Source organism: Streptomyces sp. NPDC111606 (assembly GCF_055656945.1).
The window spans coordinates 57,044-73,874 of record NZ_JBVKBY010000008.1 but is presented as its reverse complement, the minus strand read 5'-3'; the positions used below and the strand labels follow the sequence as shown (position 1 = coordinate 73,874).

The following is a 16,831-nucleotide window of genomic DNA, read 5'->3' as shown; positions in this document are numbered from 1 at the left end:
CATAGGTGACGTGAATCGTGAAAATGACCGCGACACCCCCACCCGCCCGCTGTTACGGTCGCCCCATGCAGCGCGCCAACCCGTCTCTGACGACGACGCCGGACCCCGTCCCGGCGCCGCGCTGAAAGCTGAGCGAAGATCCAAGCCCCGGGGCGAGTGCCCCGGGGCTTTGTCGTGGGCGCTCGTCCCCTCACCCGGAGGAGCAGCCATGCACGACCACCGCCGCCTCGGCCGCGAACTGGACCTTTTCGACACCGACCCCCTGATGGGCGCAGGCCTGCCGTACTGGCTGCCCGACGGCGCCACCCTCCGGCACGTACTGGAGGAGTACATCCGGGAAGTGGAACGCGAGGCCGGCTACCGGCACGTCCACTCCCCCGTCCTCGGCAAGCGCGAGCTCTACGAGATCTCCGGGCACTGGGACCACTACAGCGAGGACATGTTTCCGCCGATGGACCTCGGCGGCGGCAGCGGCAGCCTCGCCGAGCAGCTCGTCCTGCGCCCGAGCCTGTGCCCGCACCACGCCCTGATCTACCGCTCCCGCTCCCACAGCTACCGCGAACTGCCCTTTCGGATGGCCGAGTTGGGCGACATGTACCGCGCCGAGCTGTCCGGCGTCCTCGGCGGCCTCACCCGCGTGCGGGCGATCCACCTCAACGACGCCCACATCTTCTGCACCCTCGACCAGGCAGTCGACGAGGCCCGAGCCGCCCTCGAACTCATCGCCCGCGCTTACGCCGACCTGGGGATCGGAGCCGTCCGCCACCGCCTCTCCCTCCCGTCCGAGGGCGGGGGCGCGGGCGGCGGCAAGTACGTCGCCGACCCCGAGCTGTGGCGGCGAGCCACCGCGCTGCTCCGCGAGGTGCTGGACGCCTCCGGCATCCCGTACGAGGCCGCGGAGGGCGAGGCCGCGTTCTACGGTCCCAAGATCGACGTCCAGATCGCCGACCCGGCCGGACGGGAATCGACCCTCTCCACCGTCCAGATCGACTTCCACCAGCCCGAACGCTTCGACCTGCACTACATCGGCCCCGACGGCGCCAGGCACCGCCCGGTCATGGTTCACCGCAGCATCATCGGCAGCGTCGAAAGAGCCGTCGCCCACCTCATCGAGCAGCACGGCGGCGCCTTCCCCGTCTGGCTCGCCCCTGTGCAGCTGGTGATCCTCCCGGTGTCGGACGACCAGACCGAACAGGCGGAGAGGCTGCTGCACCGCGCCCTCGACCGGGGCCTGCGCGCCGAGCTCGCAGGTCCCGAACACGGCACCCTGGGTGCCCGTATCCGGGCGGCACGGCTCGTGCCGTACCAGGCGGTCATCGGGGAGCGGGAGGCGGCGGACGGGGAGCTGGTGGCCGTACGGCTGCGGGACGGGCGTAAGCCGGGGGCCGTACCGGCCGCGGAGCTCGTCACCCGGATCGCCGCCCGCGCGGCGGCCCGCGGCACCGAGCTGTGGGACGGCCGATGAGGCCCGATGACGCCTGCGACGGGTGATGAAGACGCCGTATGACGCCGCGCGCACGAAGCCCGTACGGCGGCGCCATACGACGCGCACTCCACCTGATCAACACCGTAAGGTCGGTTCCGGTGACCCGCCACCGCACCCGTGAGAGGAACCCCGCCGTGACGAACGCCGACGGTCCGCCCATCCCGGTGATCATCGACTGTGACACCGGCGTCGACGACGCCCTCGCGCTGCTGTTCGCCGTACGCCACCCGGGTATCGACCTGCGCGCGGTCACCTGCGTGGCCGGGAACACGGATGTGGACGGCGTCGTCCGCAACACCCTCACCGTGCTGGAGCAGGCCGGCGCCCCCGACATCCCCGTCGCCCGGGGCGCCGGACGGCCGCTGATCGAGGCCGCGCGCTCGGCGCGGCACGTGCACGGCGAGGACGGCATGGGTGACATCGGCCTGCCCGCCCCGACCCGCGCCCCGGCCGACGTGGACGCGGTGACGCTGCTGCGCCGCGAGATCCTGGCGTCCCCGAGCCCGGTCACGCTCGTCCCGACCGCGCCCCTAACCAACATCGCCCTGCTGCTGCGTACGCACCCGGAGGTGACCCGCAACATCGAGCGGATCGTCTTCATGGGCGGCGCGGTGGCCTGCGGAAACGCCACGCCGGTCGCGGAGTTCAACGTGTGGCACGACCCGGAGGCGGCGGCGATCCTGCTCACCGCCGGAGTGCCGATCACCATGTACGGGCTGGACGTCTTCCAGCGGGTCGTGGTGCCCGGCGCGGACGTACGGCGGCTGCGGGAGAGCGCGGAGCCCGGTACCCGTCTCGCGGGCGACCTGCTGTCCCACCGCCCGGCCACGCCCGATGTCGCCGCCGACTCCGAGGCGGGCGGCATCGGCGACGCGGGCGCGGTGTGCGCGGTCGTGGACCCGGCGGGCATCGCCACCCGCCTGCTGCCCGTCGAGGTGTCCCTCGGCCCCGGTCCGACGCGCGGCCAGACGATCGTCGACCGCCGGCCCCGGCCGGGTGAGGCCGAGATCCACACCGGCCTGCGCGAACAGCCGTTGGTGGACGTGGCCCTGGACGTGGACGTGGACCGCTTCGTGAAGCTGTACCTGACGGCGGTCGAGCGTCTCTGACGCATCTGAGGACCGCACTGGCGCCATCCGTGTCGCGTACGGCCGTCAGGGTGTCGGCGGGCAGTACCCGCCCTTCACACCGCGCCGCCGAAGAACACCAGCACCTCCCTGATCAGCCCGTCCCGGACACTGATCGCCTCGACGTTGCGGTAGCGGCCGCCCGCTGTGAGCTCGTACTCGTAGTAGGCGAAGACGAGTTCGCCGTCGGCGGGGGTGACGTGCAGGAGTTGCTGTTCCTCAAACCGGTCGGCGGTCGGGAAGCACCGCTCGAAGAAGGCGGCCTTGTCGATGTGGTCGTCATGCGGGCTGGTGAAGGTGAAGTCGTCGGCGTAGAGGGGGAGGGCGGCTTCGCGGTCCTGTGCCAGATAGTGGCGGAATGCCGCCCTGACGATGTCCGTCGGTGTGCTGCTCATGCGGGCTCCTCGGCCGTGGGGGACGGTCCTCCCCCGTCACCCACCGTATCCACGGGTTCTCAGGGCTTCAGGGTCACCTGCGGTTCGCCCGCCGCAGGAGGGGGCGGGGTCAGGTCCTCGGACGGGAGCTTCGGTGGGGTCGTCTCCTGGAACAGGACCTGACCGAAGTCGACCAGCCCGGTCTGCTCCATGACCGTGATGTGGTCCAGGACGGTGTCGTTGGCCTGCTCGGCGAGCTGCCGGACCAGCGTGTTCTCGGTCGTGGCCCGGATCTTGGCGATCGTGCCGAAGATCTGGCCGTGGGTGGTGCGCAGGATGGTGGCCATGTCGCTGTCGAACTGCCGGCCGGTGTCCGCGTCGAGCGTCGCTACGAAGCCCTGCTGCTGCGGGCTGGGCCGGTTGGGCAGCGTGATGTTCAGCCGCGCGGCGATCCTGCGGCAGCTCGCGTCGAGTGCCGCGTGCCCCGAGACCAGGTGCTGCCCGGCCGTGCGCACCGCCCCGGTCGTGCCCTTCTGCAGGGCCATCCTCCCCACCGGGTACTCCCACAGCCCGGCCGCCCGCACCTTGACCACGAAGTCCCGGTCGGCCTCCGTCAGCGGCCCGGCCGGCGTCTCGGCGACGACCCTGTCCTGCGCCGCGGCGACGGTGCCGAAGCCGAGCATGGCGGGGTAGGCGAGCGCGGCCAGGGTCACGCCCAGGGCCCCGCCCACGAAGAGAGCTCCCGTCGCCTTCCGTGTGATGCGCACCCGGGCCTCCTGCTGGACGGGGGTGGTCGGCTGTCATACGGACGTACTGAAATCCCCGGTGCGGGAAGCCTTTTGGCTTGGCATCGGCTCCGTAAAGCGACCTTGAGCGCGTCTTTGCCCGGGCCCGGCGGGCGCCGTACGGGTGAGAGGCACCGGCCGCGCGCGTGGCGCATCGGATCGCCCGGCCCGGCTGCCCCAGGATCCGGACGCGTGGCACACACCTTCGACGAACTGGTCGCCATGCAACGGGAGGCGGACCAGGCGCACTCCAGGGTGGAGGACCTACGGGACGAGTACGGCCCGCCCGCCCACACCCCGTGGACCGAGCTCCGGACCGACACCTACGCAGCCGCCTGGCGCACCTGGCGCGACCTCGCCCGCACCGTCCAGACCGCGGTCACCGAGCACGCGGCGGAACAGGGCATCGCCCGCAGCGAGGTCGAGGCGGACGTGAAGTCGACGGCCCGCCATCCGAAGCCGGCGGCGCAGGACTGACGTCGGCTTCCCGGCGCCCGGACGGGTGGTGCGGACCGCGCTCCTGGTCCGTACGGCCGAACAGCGCGCGTCGTCCGCGCGGACGGGCCACGACAATCGCAGGCAGTGGTGTTGCCGACGCACGTGTGAGGAGCTCCGCCGACGATGAGCAGATTCAGGAGGGCAACGGTCCTCGGTTGTCTCGCCGTGGCCGGCGCGGTGACTGCGGCCGGAATGGCGTACGGCGCTGACGGGGCGTCAGGATCGGGCGGCGGTGACCTGTGGGCGTCCGCGACCATCGAGCCCGGGCGGGAAGGCATCGTCCGGGTCGGCGGGTACGAGGGGGCGCCGCTGGGCGCGGGCTCGGTGCTGACTCTGTCGGCGCCCGCGCAGGCGAGGGTGACGGACACGCCGTTCGCCGCGGGCGGGTACCGAGGGGCGGTGACCCTGGGCGGGAGCAGTGGGACGTACACCTTCGAGGGGGCGGCCGGCCCGGTCGCCGGGGAGTCGGCATCGGCGGCCTGGAAGGGCCGTACGTTCCCCTTCGTCCTGTCGGTCCCCGCGGACGCCGAGCCCGGCACCCGTCTGCCCGACTGCGCCCTGGTCCTGAAGGACGCCGAGGGAGCCGTGAAGGAGAAGGGCACGTGTGCCGTGACGGTCGGGCTGCCCGCGCCGACCCTGTCCCGCCCCCAGTCGGGCGTGCCGCTGAGCGCGTTGCCGGAGATGTCGGGGACGGCCTACCCGGGCGCCCAGGTCACGGTGCGCGACGCGCTGGAGGAGGAGGTCTGCGCGACGACCGCCGCGCCCGACGGCACCTGGTCCTGCGTGCCGAGCCTCGCCCTCGCGCCGGGCGCGGGCCGCATCCAGGCGACGGCCACGTTCAACGGGGTCAGCGCGGCGAGCGAGCAGATCCAGATCCTCGTGACGGAGCCGGCCACCGCGCGGCCGGACACGGTGACGGACAGCGAAGGCGGACGGCTGGCGCCCGGCGCCGCGCGCAACGCCGGTGGCACAGGTCAGTAGCGCACGGCCCGGGCCACCTCCGCCCGGATGTCCCCGGCCAGTTCACGCGTGCTGCGGACGGTTCCCTTGCCTGTCTTGCCCGCGGCCACGTCCGACACGGTCAGCACGTTCGCGTCCAGCAGATTGCCGTCCTCGTCGCGGAAGTTGACCTGTACGCCGAAGGACTTCGTCGAGTCGGTCGTGTTCTCCGCCGTGACCTCCACGGTCGTACGGCCGTCCGAGTCGGTCGCCGGATCGCCCAGCCGGATCGCGCGCTTGGCGTTGACGCCGCCCTTGATCTCGTCGAGCTGTTGCCCCGCCTCTGCGGTCGCCGAGGCGAAGGCCGACGCCGCCTGACTGGCCACCGAGGAGGGCGTGTCCTCGTCGCCGCAGGAGGTCAGGGTGAGGGCGGCGACCACGGCGGCGGTCGTCGTGAGGATCGCGGTGGTCGTCCACCGCGTTCGGTGACCGGGCATGGCGCCTCCAGCGGGTCGGTTCGGTCCGGGTTCCTTCAGTGAAGTTCCGTACGCCGCCGTCCGCACTCCGGGCGTCACCCGATCGGTCCTTCCCCCGTGGTGGCCGCCCCCCGGCCGGTCGATCGTCGAACCGACCGCAGCACCCGACCACGGGTACAGCGAGAAGTGGGGTACGGCAGCCATGAGCCAGCAGCAGCCGCAGTCGCATGCGACGGACGCGGCACACAGTCCCGCCGGTACCCCGGGTTCGCCCGGCACCCAGACCACCTGGGGCTCCTCCGCACCCGACGCCGGCGGCTACCGCCCCGGCCCGCCCGCCCCCTCCGACACCGGCTGGGCGACCGGCGCGCTCGTCTTCGCCGGTGTGCTGATGCTGGTCAACGGGCTGCTGGCGATCCTCCAGGGGATCTCCGCGATCGCCGAGGACGACGTCTACGGCAGCGTCGGCGACTACGTCTACAAGATCAACCTCACCGCGTGGGGCTGGGTCCTGTTCGGCATCGGCATCGTGGCCGCCTGCGTCGGCTACGGCATCCTCAAGGGAGCCTGGTGGGCCCGGATCACCGGCATCTTCCTGGCGTCCCTCAGCATGGTCGCCCACTTCCTGTTCCTGCCGTACACGCCCGTCTGGTCGGTGATCATGGTGGGCATCGACTTCTTCGTGATCCTCGCCCTCGCCACGGCGCCGGACGTCCCGCGCGCCGACGCTTCGACGCGCGCTAACGCTTCAGCGCGCGGTAACGCCTCAGGAGTGCGCTGACCCTGGCCGGGTCCCTGCGGCCGTTCAGCTCGGTCAGCAGGTCGTCGGGGCACAGCTCGTAGAGGTCGCCCCAGAAACGGCGGCCGTGGTTGTCCCAGATGCGGTAACCGCCGGGGACACCCCTGGCCACATAACGTCGTCTGCTCAATCCGCCACGCCCCCCGTCCGGACCGCACACGTGTCGCACGCCTACGGTCCGGACAGGGTGGCATCGCGCGGCCGCTCGCGTCGCCCGGATTTCCGGGGCTCAGCCGTGCCTCAGCCGTGCCCGATGCCGCCGCCGCCGAAGGAACCGCTCTTCCCCGGCAGCCAGCGCTTGCGGTGCTGGTCCGTGCTGCGCCTGCTGCCCGCGTGGTGCAGCTCGTGCGGCAGAAGCCGTTCCCTGCCCTCCGCGTGCGGCACTTCGTCGGGTTCCCTGAGCTCCCGTTCCTCATGGACGGGACCGGTGTCGGGAAGATGGGGCTGCTCGTCGGCCTTGGGCCGCGGCAGCTCTCGATCACGGACCCGCATGCCGAACTGCACGGCCCAGACCAGGGCGCCGGCGATGAACAGGCCACCCACCAAGGCGGCGAGCACGTTGAGTACTTCGCTCGACGTGGCCGCTAGTACAAACGTCGTCGTACTCATGCCCCAATTATCACCGAAACGGACGAATAAGCTCCTTGTGGCGCCGAGGAACCCCAGGACCCTGTGTCCACGCGTGTCTACGCGCGTTCCGTGGTGTCCTCCAGCTCGGTGAAGAGGGTCAGTTGGAGGGCGCCGGGCGCTTCGAGGCGGGAGTTGAGAGAGTTCCAGGGCGTACGGGTGGGCTCCGCGAGAACCTCGGCCCCGGCGTCCGCCAGCCTGGCCGTGGTCGCCGTCGAGTCGGCCACCTGGAAGGCGACCCGGACGTGCCCGGCCACCCGCCGACCGACCTCGACCTCGTCGATGAACTCCGCGTGCTTCGGATCCGTCAGCTCCAGCGTCGCCCGCCCGGCGTCAAGGATCGTGACCCGGCCACCGGGCGAGGTGAACGCGCCGCGCTCGGGGAGCCCGAGCACATCCCGGTAGAACCGCAACGCCTCGTCGTAGTCCTCCGCCGTGACCACCAGACGCAGCTCGAGTACGGGGGGTTCGGCCTGGGTGTCGGCGGCGGGTGCGTCGGACATGTTCGGCTCCTACTCGACGAGCGGCTCTTCGACTGGTTCTGACACCTGAACCCTGGGCCTTGGGTCGGTGATTCCCGGCCGACGTCGGCACCGGCCCTGCAGATGGTCAGGGCGGTCTGCGGACGGGGGCCGTGGGTCTGCGGGAGCCCTGCTCCCGGGGCCTGTGATCCCCGATCGGCCTCGGCACCGCACCGCCACGACGGCGTTCGGCTTCGGCGGGGCGGACTTCCCTCCCTTGTCGGCGGGTCGGTCGACGGCGTGGGGCATGGCGGAGCCTCCATCAGGGGTTTGGACACAGGTGCGGTGAGTGAGTCGGGGGGCCCGCTCACGACGGCAGATGTGGCGGGTGCCGCGGGTGTGGTGTGTCCGGACCCGGCGGCGGATGGGGGATCCGATTCCGCCGCCGGGCCGGTGGCCGCGCCGTCCCCGTCCCCACGGAGTCGGCGCGTCGGGGCCGTCCTCCGCTCAAGGCGGCCCCGAGCTCTGCAGCTCGTCGGCTGCCGGCTCATTACTTGACTTAGGCAAGCATGAGCGAGTTACTTAAGTCAAGCAATCATTTGCGGTACGGTGGGGCCATGCCCGCATCGACATCCGCAGCAGCGTCGCCCGGCCCGGCCGAGATCGTGGAGATCGAGAAGTGCCTCACCCGCGTCACCTACCTGGCGGGCCGGGCGAGACAGCACGAGTACCTGATGGCCATGGCGGGCCTGACGCTGGACCGGGCCGCCGTGGCGATCCTGCGCCGCCTCGCCGAGTCCGCGCCGATGCGGCCCGGCGTGCTGGCGGGGCTGCTGGCGGTCGAGGCGTCCCATGTCACGCGCCAGGTGCACCAGCTGGAGCGGGCCGGCTATGTGATCCGCACCGCCGACCCGCACGACCGGCGGGCCCAGCGCGTCGAGCTCACCGACGCGGGCAGGGCGGCAGTGGACCGCATCCGGGAGGCGGCCCGTGCCGGCATGCGCCTGGCGCTGGCCGACTGGTCCGACGAGGACCTGCGGCAGCTGGCCGAGCTCTTCCATCGCCTGGTCGACGACTTCGTCACCCGCGCCGAGGTGCCGGCCGACCTCGGCCCCAGGGCCTGATGATCCGTTCCGGCGCGCAGCGCAGCCCGTGCAACCCGCGCACCCCCCACCCGGCCCCACACGAAGGGTGTCGCCATGACCGCGAACCTCTCGAACCTGCTGGAGAAACCCTCCCCGCCCCGTGGGGCCGGACAGCGGGTCCTGGTCGTCGCCGACGATCCGGGGGACAGCGAACTGCTCAGCACCACCCTGGAGTTGGCGGGTTACCGGGTCGGCACCGCGGGCACCGGCGCCGAGGGCCTGGTCCGGCTGGCGGAGCACCCCTTCGACCTGGCGGTGTGGGACGCCGTACTCCTCTCCCACCTCACACACCCGCCCCGCACCCCCCACGCCGCCGCCCGCCCGCCCCACCCCCCGCTGCTCTTCCTCACCACCTGCGACTCGCTGCACCGCCTCGTCCCCGAACTCGGGCCGGGCGAGAAGGACTACGTCACCAAGCCCCTGCGCATCGCCGAGGTCCTCGCCCGGGTCGACGTCCTGCTGCGCAGACGGCGACCCGAACGGCAGGCGGTGCTGCCCCGCTACGGCGATCTGGTCCTGGACGACGCCGCCTGCCGGGCCCGCCGCGGCCCCCGCTCCCTCGACCTCACGCCCGCCGAGTACCGCCTGCTGCGCCATCTGCTCGTCAACGCCGGGTGCGTGCTGTCGAAGGAGCAGATCAGCCGTCATGTCTGGGGGGACTTCCGGGCCAACGAGGCGATCGAGAAGCTCGTCTCCCGGCTGCGCCGCAAGGTGGACGGCGATCCGGGCGAACCGGCCCTGATCCACACGCGCCGGGGCTTCGGGTACTGGCTCGGGGCCGCCTGCTGAAGCCCCGGCCGGACGGCCGCGGTGCCCGGACTCCTGGCGCGTACATCGGTGTCCGGAACAGCTACCAAAGATGCACTCCGAGCGACGATCGGCCGACGCGGGCCGGGCTGTCCCCGCTCGACCATGGACACGTCCGGCGACACCGACGACAGCAGCAAATGGATCACCGTGCGGGACAACGCCGTCCACAGTTACCGCGCATCGATCGGCGGGTGCAGCGAGGACTGGGGCAGCCGCCCTGTCCAGAACGTCCGTTTCCACGGCAACTTCCGGGACGACACCGTCCCCGACTGGCTGCCCCGCCGGTCCTACCCGGGAGGCCGGCCGCCCGCACCGGACTGCGGTGACCCCAAGAACCTCGAGTTCAGGCACGACACTTTGCTGACGCCGGATGCCCCCGCCTCCGACTGCGCGGCCCGCCCCGCCTGCGCCGCGATCGTGGAACGGGCCGGGCCGGGCCGGGGGAGTCGTACCGGCGGAGCGCGGGCCTGCAGTGAAGGAGGGCGCAGGGCGGTGTGGGCCCGGGCCGCGTCACGCGGCCCGGGCCGACCGACTGTCGGAGCGTCAGCCCGCGCTCTTGCCGAGCAGCTTGTTCATCTCCTCGATCTCGGCCGTCTGGGCGGTGACGACGTCGTCGGCCAGGGCGGTCGCGGGAGCGTACCTGCCCTTCGCCTTCTCGGTCCCGGCCATCTCCACCGCGCCCTCGTGGTGCTCGACCATCATGGTCAGGAACAGGGAGTCGAAGGCCTTGCCGGAGGACTTCGCCAGCCGGTCCATGTCCTTTTGGTCCATCATCCCGGCCATGCCGGAGTCACCGCCGTGTCCGCCGGAGTGGTCCATTCCGTCCGTGCCGGGCGCGTCCGACGGCACGTCCTCGCCCCAGGCCTTCAGCCACCCCGACATGGTCCGGATCTCCGGGTCCTGAGCCTTCTCGATGCGTGCGGCGAGGTCCTTGACCCGGGCCGAGGAGGCGCGGTCGGCGGCCAGCCCGGCCATCTCCACCGCCTGCCGGTGGTGCGGGATCATGCCCTGCGCGAAGGAGACGTCCTGCGCGTTGTGCGCGCCGGCGGTGGCCCCGGCGGTGGCCCCGGCGGTGGCGTCGGCGCTCGTCGAGGACGACGGGTGCGTGCCGGAGGCGGTGTCCGAGTGGTCGCCCCCGGCGCAGGCGGAGAGGACGAGTGCGGCGGTGACGGCCGTCGCGGCCAGGGCGGCGCGACGGACCACGGTACGTGTGCTGGTCATGCTGAGAACTCCTGCGGTGTACGTGAGTTGCAGCGCCCTCGGGGCGCGGCACGGGCATGGCTGAGCGCCGTACGCCCTCAGCGGGTGAGGGGCACGGCCCGGCCTTGTCCTAGGTCCGCAGGATCTGCAGTTCGGCCAGAGAGGGAGGCGCCCGCCCGCCTTCGGGCAGGGCGGCAACGGAACGGCCGTCGAGGTCGGCCGCGACGGCGCTGCCGGCCGGATCGGGCACCGGGGCCGGCAGCACGGGGCCCGCACCGACGGCACTCGACGCGCAGGTCGGGTCGGCGTGCTGGGCGTGCCCGCCGCCCGAGTCGGCGCCGTGGCATGCGGCCTCGTCGGTCACGGGCGTCAGATGGGCGCTCATGACAGGAGCGCTGTGCCCGTGGTGCGCGGAGGCCGAGACGGCGTCGGCGGGGCCGAGCGCGTGCATCCCGAACAGCCCCGCGAGGAGCCCGAGCAGCAGAAGCATGCGCCACGGTCCCGGCAACGGGATCCGCAGCGCACGGTGTTGCTGTGCGCGGGCTGTCACGCCGCCATCGTAGCGGCGGACGACTTTGCCATCTCTTTACAACCTGCTCCGCCGCCCCGTCGTCTCTTCGCTCGACCCGTCACCCAGCCCGCCGGGTACGGCAGTACCGGCCGGGCCGACGAAAGAGAGCGACTCAATGCGCCGAACCGTCCTCAGCGCCATGGCACTCAGCTGCGCGGCCCTGTTCGCGACCGCCGCCCCCGCGCTCGCCGACAGCTCGTCCCCGACCCCGGTCCCGAGCACGACGGCCGGCTCGCCCGCCACGGAGGCCCCGAGCCCCAGCGCCGAGCCGACCCGTCCCTCGTCCTCCGCCGAGCCGACCCGTCCCCCGGCCGACGACACCCCCGAGCCGTCGGCCGCGCCGACCCGGGACAGCGGCCAGGTCTCCGTCAGGCCGTCCGGGGCGCCCGACACCGGCGTGACGCCGGCCTCCTCGGACTCCGGCAGCGGACGCGGCGGGATGATCGGCGGGGGCGCCGCCGCCGTGCTCCTCGCCGGGGGCGCGACCGCCTTCGTCGTACGGCGTCGCCGGACCACGGGGGCCTGATGCCGCTGTCCAGGCGGGCGTTCGCCACGGCGGCGATGGCGTCGCTGCTGGTGGGATGCGGCGGCCAGGGCACAGAGCAGGGCGCCACCGCGGGCTCCCGGAGGAGGAGGGACACGGACGCCTCCAAGGAGGGCCAGGAAGGCGGGTCCTCCTCGGCGTCCTCGAACTCCACGCACACACTGAGCAGTTCACCCCCGGTCCGGCTCCGCATCCCGGCGATCGACGTCGACACCCCCGTCATCCGGCTGGGCCTGGCGCAGGACGGCACCATGGAGGTGCCGCCGATCACGGCCGACGACCGGGCCGGCTGGTACCGGCACTCGCCGACGCCGGGCCAGGTCGGGCCGTCCGTCATCCTCGGCCATGTCACGGTGGGCTCCTACGGGGCCGGAGTGTTCCGGGACCTGGCGCGGCTGCGCCGGGGGGACCGGATCGTGGCGCGCAGGAAGGACGGCACATCGGCGGAGTTCGCCGTGAGCTCCGTACGGACGGTCGCCAAGGCGGACTTCCCGGCGGACGACGTCTACGGCGACGTGGACCGCCCGGAGCTGCGGCTGATCACGTGCGGCGGACCGCGCTCCGGCGACGAGTACCGCGACAACGTGATCGTCTTCGCCGAGCTGCGCTCCACGTCCCCCTGACCGCACCCTGCTCCCGCAGTACCGGCACGCAACCGGTGCCGGGCCGACGGAACGTACGCCGCCGGCCCGGCATCCCTCTCAGTGCCGCGCAAGTTCCTCACGACCATGGAGAGCGTTGAAACGGTCCCGCGACAAGGCAGCGTCCGAGCTGTTCGCCGCCCTCTACCCACGCCTGGCCGGCTGGTGCCGCCGTCTCGTCGACGACGACGAGACGGCCCACGAGATCGCCTCGGAGGCCTTCACCCGGCTCTGGGCGCGCTGGAGCCGGGTGGAGGAGCCGCGCGGGTTCCTCTACGTCACCGCGGCGAACCTGGTCCGGGACCACTGGCGCAAGCTGGAGCGCGAACGGCGGGCGATGCGCCGGGCCACGACGGAAGCCGCGGTCAACTCCCACACCGAGCAGGAGGACCCGTCCGTACGCCTGCTGGTCCAGTCCCTCCCCGAACGCCTCCGCGTCCCGATCCTGCTCCACTACTACGCTGACATGCCGATCCGGGAGGTGTCCGTGCTGACCGGACGAAAGGAAGGAACCGTCAAGGCCGACCTCCACGCGGCCCGCGAACTGCTCCGCGTCCACCTGAGGAGAAGCCTTGACCACACGCTTTGACGAAGACGCGGACGGTCCGGAGTTGTCCCCCGAAGACCCGCTCGCGGTGATCCTCCGCCCCGCCACGGACTACCTCGCCCCACCCTCCGGCAGCTACCGGTCCATCCGCCGCCGGGCCGCACGCCGCCGACTCGTCCGTGCGTCGATCGGGGCGGCCGTGACCTGCGCCGCGGCGCTCCTGGTCGCCATCCCGCTCACCTCGGGAAGCTCCGACGCCCCGCCCGCCCCTGCGCCCCCGCTCGCGCCCCCGCCCGCGACCGACCGCACGACGCCTCCCACCCCGTCCCCGTCGCCGCCGCGCTCGACCTCACCGACGCCGACGGTGCCATCGGACGACACGACTGCCCTGCCCACCCCGACCGCCCGCGCCACCGACTCCCGCACGCCCGGCAGTTCGCGCCTGCCCACGGCCGCCCCGTCGTCGACACCTACGCCGGAAGGGGCGGTCGCGTCGGTGGATCCGACCACGGGCGGGGTGACGGTGAACGTGACGGCCACGCCGGGGCGTTAGCCGGGTGCGCGTGTCAGTCGGTCCGAGGCACGATGCTCACCGCGCGGTAGTCGTAGCCGTCCTGCTTGAATCCGGGGGCTTCCCACGTGAGGTCGACCTGCTGCCCGGGCGACAGCGTGCGGAACCCGGTCACCTGGATGTCCGAGTAGTGGCCGAAGCAACCACCCGGAGTCTCGGGCGAGTCGAGCACACCCCACCCTTCCTCGTCGCTCCACTCACGAACCGTCGCAATCACCATGGCGCGAGCCTACGTTCCGCCACGACCATGGCCGGCGCCCGGTGCGGAAAATGCCTCGCGGCGCTGCGCGGGTCGCGTTACGCTCGCCCGCGATGACGACTCACTCTGTTCACAGATTGGGGGACCCGTCCGCGCAAGGTGAGTGCTGATGAGTACTCAGATCGCGAACGGGAACACCCGGCTCTCCGAGCCTCCTGTCTCTGCCTTTCTCTCCCGGCCTTCCCCGCCTTCCCCGCCTTCCTTGCTTTCCTTCTGGCCCCGTGTGCGGGAGTTCGCCGTGCCGGCCGCCATGATCGAGACCGCCACCGCGCGCCGGCTGGCGGGGGACTGGGCGGGGGCCTGTGCCGCCGCCGGCGTCGATGTCGATCTCGATCTGCGTTCCGTGGCGCGGGATCACGGTCGGGAAACCGCCGCCCGCCTTCGCAGCGACCTACGGCACCTCGCTCCCGACCTGCTGCGCTGGCACATGCCGAGGATCGCGCCCGACGGGCTGTTGCGGCCGGGGCTGACTCTCGCGCTGGCCAAGTACGGTGGCGGGGAACGGGGTTGCAAAGGTCTCCTGCACCTCGTCGTGCGGACTCCTCCCGCTTGGGCCGATGCCGGGCAGCGGATCAGTCTCGGGCTGTGGGAAAGGGCTGCGAACCCCCGCACCACACACCCGCATCCGCGTCCCAGCCGGCGGTTCCGCTTCGATCTGCACCGCCATCTGTGGGATGCGCGGCGGGTCGGTGAGCTGCGGATACGGGCCGGTGGGGGGCTGCCCGACGGTGACCGGCCCGGGCTGGATCCGGATCTGCCCGGGCCTTTGCCGTACGGGCGTGGCTGTGCCGTTGACCGGTGGGCCGACGAGGCGCGGTTGCTGCTTCGCGCCGAGGGGCGGTCCGTTGGGGCCGTGCTCGTGCGGCTGGGGGGACGGCATCGGCTGGTCCTGGAACTGGAGGGCGAGCGGGGCGGCAACGGGGACGAGTTCGGTGACGCCGGGCCGGCGGTGATGCGGATCGCGGCGTCCACCAGGCGGAGTCACGGTGCGCTTCCGGTGTTGCCCGACGCGGCGACCTGGGTGCTGCCCGACCTGGAGTTGCTGCGCGTCGGTGCGGTCGACGCCGATCGGCTGCATCCGCTGGTCGCCCCGGCCCTCGTACCGGATCGTCCGCCGCCGGCACGGCCGTCCCCGGCTCCGGACCGGGCAGGGCAACCACGCCTCGTCGAGTGCCGGGGGGCCAGGCATCGGATCGGTCTGGTCGACGGGGTGCTGGCTCCGCTCGACCACGACCCCGCCGAGATCCGGCGGGAAGAACTGCTGGCCTCCCTCAGCGGCACGCCGCTGCCCTGTCTCCAGGCCATCGACGAGGCGTACCGGCATCCGGAGTGTCTGCCCGATGTCCGCGAACGGCTCTGTCACGGCGACACCGCCGGGGCGCTGGCGGTCGTCGAGGGGCTGTTGGGTCCGGACGCGGTGCTGCGTGACGGTGCGTTGCGGGACGAGCTGCAGGCCGCTGCGCGCCGGCGTCTGACCTACGGGCTCTTCCGGGCCGGGTTGATCGGTCCCGGTCCGGGCCGGGTCCGGTACGACGAGCGTGGCCGGCCCCGTGAGCAGCGCGGGCATCCACGGCACGCGGCACGTCGCTGACCCCGCGCCGCACGGCATCTCCCCGGGCCTCGATACGCCCTCGCACCTCACCTCACCTCGCCCCACCACCCGCCCACCTCTCACGAGACCCACAGGTGACCTCACATGCCCACATGCACCCGGAACGAGCCCGCTGTGTCCCAACTCGATGTCGCTGCCGACCTGTTGAACCTCCTCCGTGACACCACCACCGAACCCCGCCCCGACGTTCAACTGGAGGCCCTCACCCTGGCCGTGGCCGCCGACCTGCCCGTCCTTTTGTGGGGTGAGCCGGGGATCGGCAAGACCGCCGCGCTCACCCAACTCGCCGACACCCTGGGCCTTCCGCTGACCACGGTGATCGCCAGCGTCCACGAACCCTCCGACTTCTCGGGGTTGCCCGTCGTCGGCGACGACCCCGCGGAACAGGGAGTTCCGATGGCGCCGCCGGACTGGGCCGTACGGCTGGTGAAGGCCGGGCGGGGGCTGCTGTTCCTGGACGAGTTGTCGACCGCGCCGCCGGCCGTCCAGGCCGCGCTGCTGCGGCTGGTGCTGGAGCGGCGGATCGGGGCGTTGCGGCTGCCGCCGGGCGTGCGGATCGTGGCAGCCGCCAACCCGCGGTCCTCGGCGGCGGACGGGTGGGAGCTGAGCGCGCCGCTGGCCAACCGGTTCGTGCATCTGCAGTGGACCCACGACCACGAGGTCGTCGTACGCGGACTGGGTGGCACCTGGCCACGGGCGACCCTGCCGCGGCTGGACCCGGAGAAGCTGGCGGGGGCCGTGGACTTCGCCCGGCGCGCCGTGTGCGGGTTGCTCTCCGGGCGGCCGGGGCTGGTGCACCGGTTGCCGAGCGGCGAGGCGCGGCGGGGTGGGCCGTGGCCCTCGCCCCGGAGTTGGGAGATGACACAGTGCCTGGTCGCCTTCGCCACCGCTGCCGGGGCCTCGCGGGAGGTGCTCTCCCTGCTGGTGCGGGGCACGGTGGGGGACGGGCCGGGCCTGGAGCTGCTGGCGAGCGTGGACCGGATGGATCTGCCGGACCCCGAACTGCTCCTGGCCGACCCCGCGGGGGCCGAGCTGCCCGAGCGGGGGGATCTGCGGCAGGCCGCGCTGGACGGGGTGGTCGAGGCGGTTCGGGCACGGCCGGACAAGTCCCGCTGGGACGCGGCCTGGGCGCTCCTGGTCCGAGCCGTGGAAACCGGCCCCCCGGACCTCGTCGTCGTCCCCGCCACCACACTCGCCTCCCTCCGCCAGGAGCACTGGGACGTACCGGCCACCATCGACCGGCTCGCCGGAGTGGTGTCCCTGTCCCGACGCGCCGATCACACGGCGGCACGGACAGCGGCGGTCGCGGCGCAGGCGGGGCGGCGATGAGCGGGGGTGAGGCGGGGTCACGCCGGGATG

At 72.7% G+C, this 16,831-nt stretch carries 22 protein-coding genes; 13 read left to right on the top strand and 9 right to left on the bottom strand.

Translation table 11 applies throughout. The features are described 5' to 3' along the window. Positions 1-208 precede the first annotated feature (208 nt). Together thrS and ACZ7M7_RS27140 are read left to right on the top strand one after the other, a co-directional pair. Positions 209-1,465, top strand: a complete 1,257-nt coding sequence (thrS, locus tag ACZ7M7_RS27145) for a threonine--tRNA ligase (RefSeq protein WP_472120933.1) — start codon at positions 209-211, stop codon at positions 1,463-1,465. Between the two features lie 155 nt (positions 1,466-1,620). Then, positions 1,621-2,595, top strand: a complete 975-nt coding sequence (locus tag ACZ7M7_RS27140) for a nucleoside hydrolase (protein ID WP_472120929.1) — start codon at positions 1,621-1,623, stop codon at positions 2,593-2,595. Positions 2,596-2,669: 74 nt separating this feature from the next. On the opposite strand, the gene ACZ7M7_RS27135 is transcribed toward ACZ7M7_RS27140, so the two are convergent. Next, on the bottom strand, positions 2,670-3,008 hold the full coding sequence (locus ACZ7M7_RS27135) for a nuclear transport factor 2 family protein (RefSeq protein ID WP_383614045.1): 339 nt from the start codon (positions 3,006-3,008) through the stop codon (positions 2,670-2,672). A gap of 59 nt (positions 3,009-3,067) precedes the next feature. Beyond that, complete coding sequence (locus tag ACZ7M7_RS27130; RefSeq protein ID WP_472121704.1) at positions 3,068-3,718, bottom strand: DUF4142 domain-containing protein; 651 nt, start codon at positions 3,716-3,718, stop codon at positions 3,068-3,070. 246 nt (positions 3,719-3,964) lie between these two features. On the opposite strand from ACZ7M7_RS27130, the gene ACZ7M7_RS27125 reads away from it, so the two are divergent. After that, positions 3,965-4,249 (top strand): hypothetical protein, encoded by a 285-nt coding sequence (locus ACZ7M7_RS27125; RefSeq protein WP_472120923.1) that lies wholly within the window; start codon positions 3,965-3,967, stop codon positions 4,247-4,249. Between the two features lie 144 nt (positions 4,250-4,393). Next, on the top strand, positions 4,394-5,251 hold the full coding sequence (locus ACZ7M7_RS27120; protein ID WP_472120918.1) for an Ig-like domain-containing protein: 858 nt from the start codon (positions 4,394-4,396) through the stop codon (positions 5,249-5,251). Here the strand turns inward: ACZ7M7_RS27120 and ACZ7M7_RS27115 are convergent. Further along, positions 5,245-5,706 (bottom strand): FxLYD domain-containing protein, encoded by a 462-nt coding sequence (locus ACZ7M7_RS27115; protein WP_472120916.1) that lies wholly within the window; start codon positions 5,704-5,706, stop codon positions 5,245-5,247. The two genes, ACZ7M7_RS27120 and ACZ7M7_RS27115, sit on opposite strands and share 7 nt — an antisense overlap. Before the next feature lie 181 nt (positions 5,707-5,887). Between ACZ7M7_RS27115 and ACZ7M7_RS27110 the strand changes: the two genes are divergently transcribed. Further along, positions 5,888-6,466, top strand: a complete 579-nt coding sequence (locus ACZ7M7_RS27110) for a DUF7144 family membrane protein (RefSeq protein WP_472120911.1) — start codon at positions 5,888-5,890, stop codon at positions 6,464-6,466. Here ACZ7M7_RS27110 and ACZ7M7_RS27105 read toward each other — a convergent pair. From ACZ7M7_RS27105 to ACZ7M7_RS27095, 3 genes are all read right to left on the bottom strand, one after another. Continuing rightward, entirely contained in the window at positions 6,426-6,614 is a 189-nt protein-coding gene (locus tag ACZ7M7_RS27105; protein ID WP_472120906.1) for a hypothetical protein, read from the bottom strand. The genes ACZ7M7_RS27110 and ACZ7M7_RS27105 overlap by 41 nt on opposite strands. Before the next feature lie 110 nt (positions 6,615-6,724). Further along, positions 6,725-7,093, bottom strand: a complete 369-nt coding sequence (locus tag ACZ7M7_RS27100) for a DUF6479 family protein (protein ID WP_383614028.1) — start codon at positions 7,091-7,093, stop codon at positions 6,725-6,727. Between the two features lie 77 nt (positions 7,094-7,170). Beyond that, positions 7,171-7,614, bottom strand: coding sequence for a VOC family protein (locus ACZ7M7_RS27095; RefSeq protein ID WP_472120898.1), 444 nt, complete (start codon positions 7,612-7,614; stop codon positions 7,171-7,173). Positions 7,615-8,189: 575 nt separating this feature from the next. Here ACZ7M7_RS27095 and ACZ7M7_RS27090 point away from each other — a divergent pair. Both ACZ7M7_RS27090 and ACZ7M7_RS27085 read left to right on the top strand, forming a co-directional pair. Then, positions 8,190-8,696 carry a MarR family winged helix-turn-helix transcriptional regulator gene (locus ACZ7M7_RS27090; protein WP_383628741.1) on the top strand — a complete coding sequence of 169 codons (507 nt, stop codon included), beginning with the start codon at positions 8,190-8,192 and terminating at the stop codon, positions 8,694-8,696. Between the two features lie 75 nt (positions 8,697-8,771). After that, positions 8,772-9,506 carry a response regulator transcription factor gene (locus tag ACZ7M7_RS27085; RefSeq protein WP_383614019.1) on the top strand — a complete coding sequence of 245 codons (735 nt, stop codon included), beginning with the start codon at positions 8,772-8,774 and terminating at the stop codon, positions 9,504-9,506. Between the two features lie 564 nt (positions 9,507-10,070). Here the strand turns inward: ACZ7M7_RS27085 and ACZ7M7_RS27080 are convergent. Both ACZ7M7_RS27080 and ACZ7M7_RS27075 read right to left on the bottom strand, forming a co-directional pair. Next, a complete protein-coding gene (locus tag ACZ7M7_RS27080; RefSeq protein ID WP_472120892.1) occupies positions 10,071-10,748 on the bottom strand; it encodes a DUF305 domain-containing protein in 678 nt (225 codons plus the stop codon). Positions 10,749-10,857: 109 nt separating this feature from the next. Continuing rightward, on the bottom strand, positions 10,858-11,277 hold the full coding sequence (locus ACZ7M7_RS27075; RefSeq protein ID WP_472120887.1) for a DUF6153 family protein: 420 nt from the start codon (positions 11,275-11,277) through the stop codon (positions 10,858-10,860). A 136-nt stretch (positions 11,278-11,413) separates the two neighbouring features. Here ACZ7M7_RS27075 and ACZ7M7_RS27070 point away from each other — a divergent pair, with 136 nt between their 5' ends. From ACZ7M7_RS27070 to ACZ7M7_RS27055, 4 genes are all read left to right on the top strand, one after another. Then, the gene (locus ACZ7M7_RS27070; protein ID WP_472120884.1) at positions 11,414-11,824 is read left to right on the top strand and encodes a sortase-dependent protein; all 411 of its coding nucleotides are present in this window, start codon (positions 11,414-11,416) and stop codon (positions 11,822-11,824) included. Next, on the top strand, positions 11,821-12,465 hold the full coding sequence (locus ACZ7M7_RS27065) for a class F sortase (RefSeq protein WP_472121701.1): 645 nt from the start codon (positions 11,821-11,823) through the stop codon (positions 12,463-12,465). Before ACZ7M7_RS27070 ends, ACZ7M7_RS27065 begins: the two co-directional genes overlap by 4 nt. Before the next feature lie 115 nt (positions 12,466-12,580). Further along, positions 12,581-13,072, top strand: coding sequence for an RNA polymerase sigma factor (locus tag ACZ7M7_RS27060; RefSeq protein ID WP_383614004.1), 492 nt, complete (start codon positions 12,581-12,583; stop codon positions 13,070-13,072). Continuing rightward, entirely contained in the window at positions 13,056-13,583 is a 528-nt protein-coding gene (locus ACZ7M7_RS27055) for a hypothetical protein (protein ID WP_472120879.1), read from the top strand. Before ACZ7M7_RS27060 ends, ACZ7M7_RS27055 begins: the two co-directional genes overlap by 17 nt. A gap of 13 nt (positions 13,584-13,596) precedes the next feature. Here the strand turns inward: ACZ7M7_RS27055 and ACZ7M7_RS27050 are convergent, their stop codons facing one another. Beyond that, a complete protein-coding gene (locus ACZ7M7_RS27050) occupies positions 13,597-13,821 on the bottom strand; it encodes a cold-shock protein (protein WP_472120876.1) in 225 nt (74 codons plus the stop codon). Positions 13,822-14,110: 289 nt separating this feature from the next. Here ACZ7M7_RS27050 and ACZ7M7_RS27045 point away from each other — a divergent pair, with 289 nt between their 5' ends. Together ACZ7M7_RS27045 and ACZ7M7_RS27040 are read left to right on the top strand one after the other, a co-directional pair. Further along, positions 14,111-15,451, top strand: a complete 1,341-nt coding sequence (locus ACZ7M7_RS27045; protein ID WP_472121699.1) for a hypothetical protein — start codon at positions 14,111-14,113, stop codon at positions 15,449-15,451. Between the two features lie 105 nt (positions 15,452-15,556). Next, positions 15,557-16,801 carry an AAA family ATPase gene (locus tag ACZ7M7_RS27040; RefSeq protein WP_472120873.1) on the top strand — a complete coding sequence of 415 codons (1,245 nt, stop codon included), beginning with the start codon at positions 15,557-15,559 and terminating at the stop codon, positions 16,799-16,801. The last annotated feature ends 30 nt before the right edge of the window (positions 16,802-16,831 follow it).

Bases quoted from the DNA above. Each gene is read 5' to 3' on its own strand.
- thrS (WP_472120933.1), top strand. From the start codon at position 209: ATGCACGACCACCGCCGCCTCGGCCGCGAACTGGACCTTTTCGACACC.
- ACZ7M7_RS27135 (WP_383614045.1), bottom strand. From the start codon at position 3,008: ATGAGCAGCACACCGACGGACATCGTCAGGGCGGCATTCCGCCACTAT.
- ACZ7M7_RS27120 (WP_472120918.1), top strand. From the start codon at position 4,394: ATGAGCAGATTCAGGAGGGCAACGGTCCTCGGTTGTCTCGCCGTGGCC.
- ACZ7M7_RS27115 (WP_472120916.1), bottom strand. From the start codon at position 5,706: ATGCCCGGTCACCGAACGCGGTGGACGACCACCGCGATCCTCACGACG.
- ACZ7M7_RS27110 (WP_472120911.1), top strand. From the start codon at position 5,888: ATGAGCCAGCAGCAGCCGCAGTCGCATGCGACGGACGCGGCACACAGT.
- ACZ7M7_RS27100 (WP_383614028.1), bottom strand. From the start codon at position 7,093: ATGAGTACGACGACGTTTGTACTAGCGGCCACGTCGAGCGAAGTACTC.
- ACZ7M7_RS27095 (WP_472120898.1), bottom strand. From the start codon at position 7,614: ATGTCCGACGCACCCGCCGCCGACACCCAGGCCGAACCCCCCGTACTC.
- ACZ7M7_RS27090 (WP_383628741.1), top strand. From the start codon at position 8,190: ATGCCCGCATCGACATCCGCAGCAGCGTCGCCCGGCCCGGCCGAGATC.
- ACZ7M7_RS27085 (WP_383614019.1), top strand. From the start codon at position 8,772: ATGACCGCGAACCTCTCGAACCTGCTGGAGAAACCCTCCCCGCCCCGT.
- ACZ7M7_RS27080 (WP_472120892.1), bottom strand. From the start codon at position 10,748: ATGACCAGCACACGTACCGTGGTCCGTCGCGCCGCCCTGGCCGCGACG.
- ACZ7M7_RS27070 (WP_472120884.1), top strand. From the start codon at position 11,414: ATGCGCCGAACCGTCCTCAGCGCCATGGCACTCAGCTGCGCGGCCCTG.
- ACZ7M7_RS27050 (WP_472120876.1), bottom strand. From the start codon at position 13,821: ATGGTGATTGCGACGGTTCGTGAGTGGAGCGACGAGGAAGGGTGGGGT.
- ACZ7M7_RS27045 (WP_472121699.1), top strand. From the start codon at position 14,111: ATGATCGAGACCGCCACCGCGCGCCGGCTGGCGGGGGACTGGGCGGGG.
- ACZ7M7_RS27040 (WP_472120873.1), top strand. From the start codon at position 15,557: ATGCCCACATGCACCCGGAACGAGCCCGCTGTGTCCCAACTCGATGTC.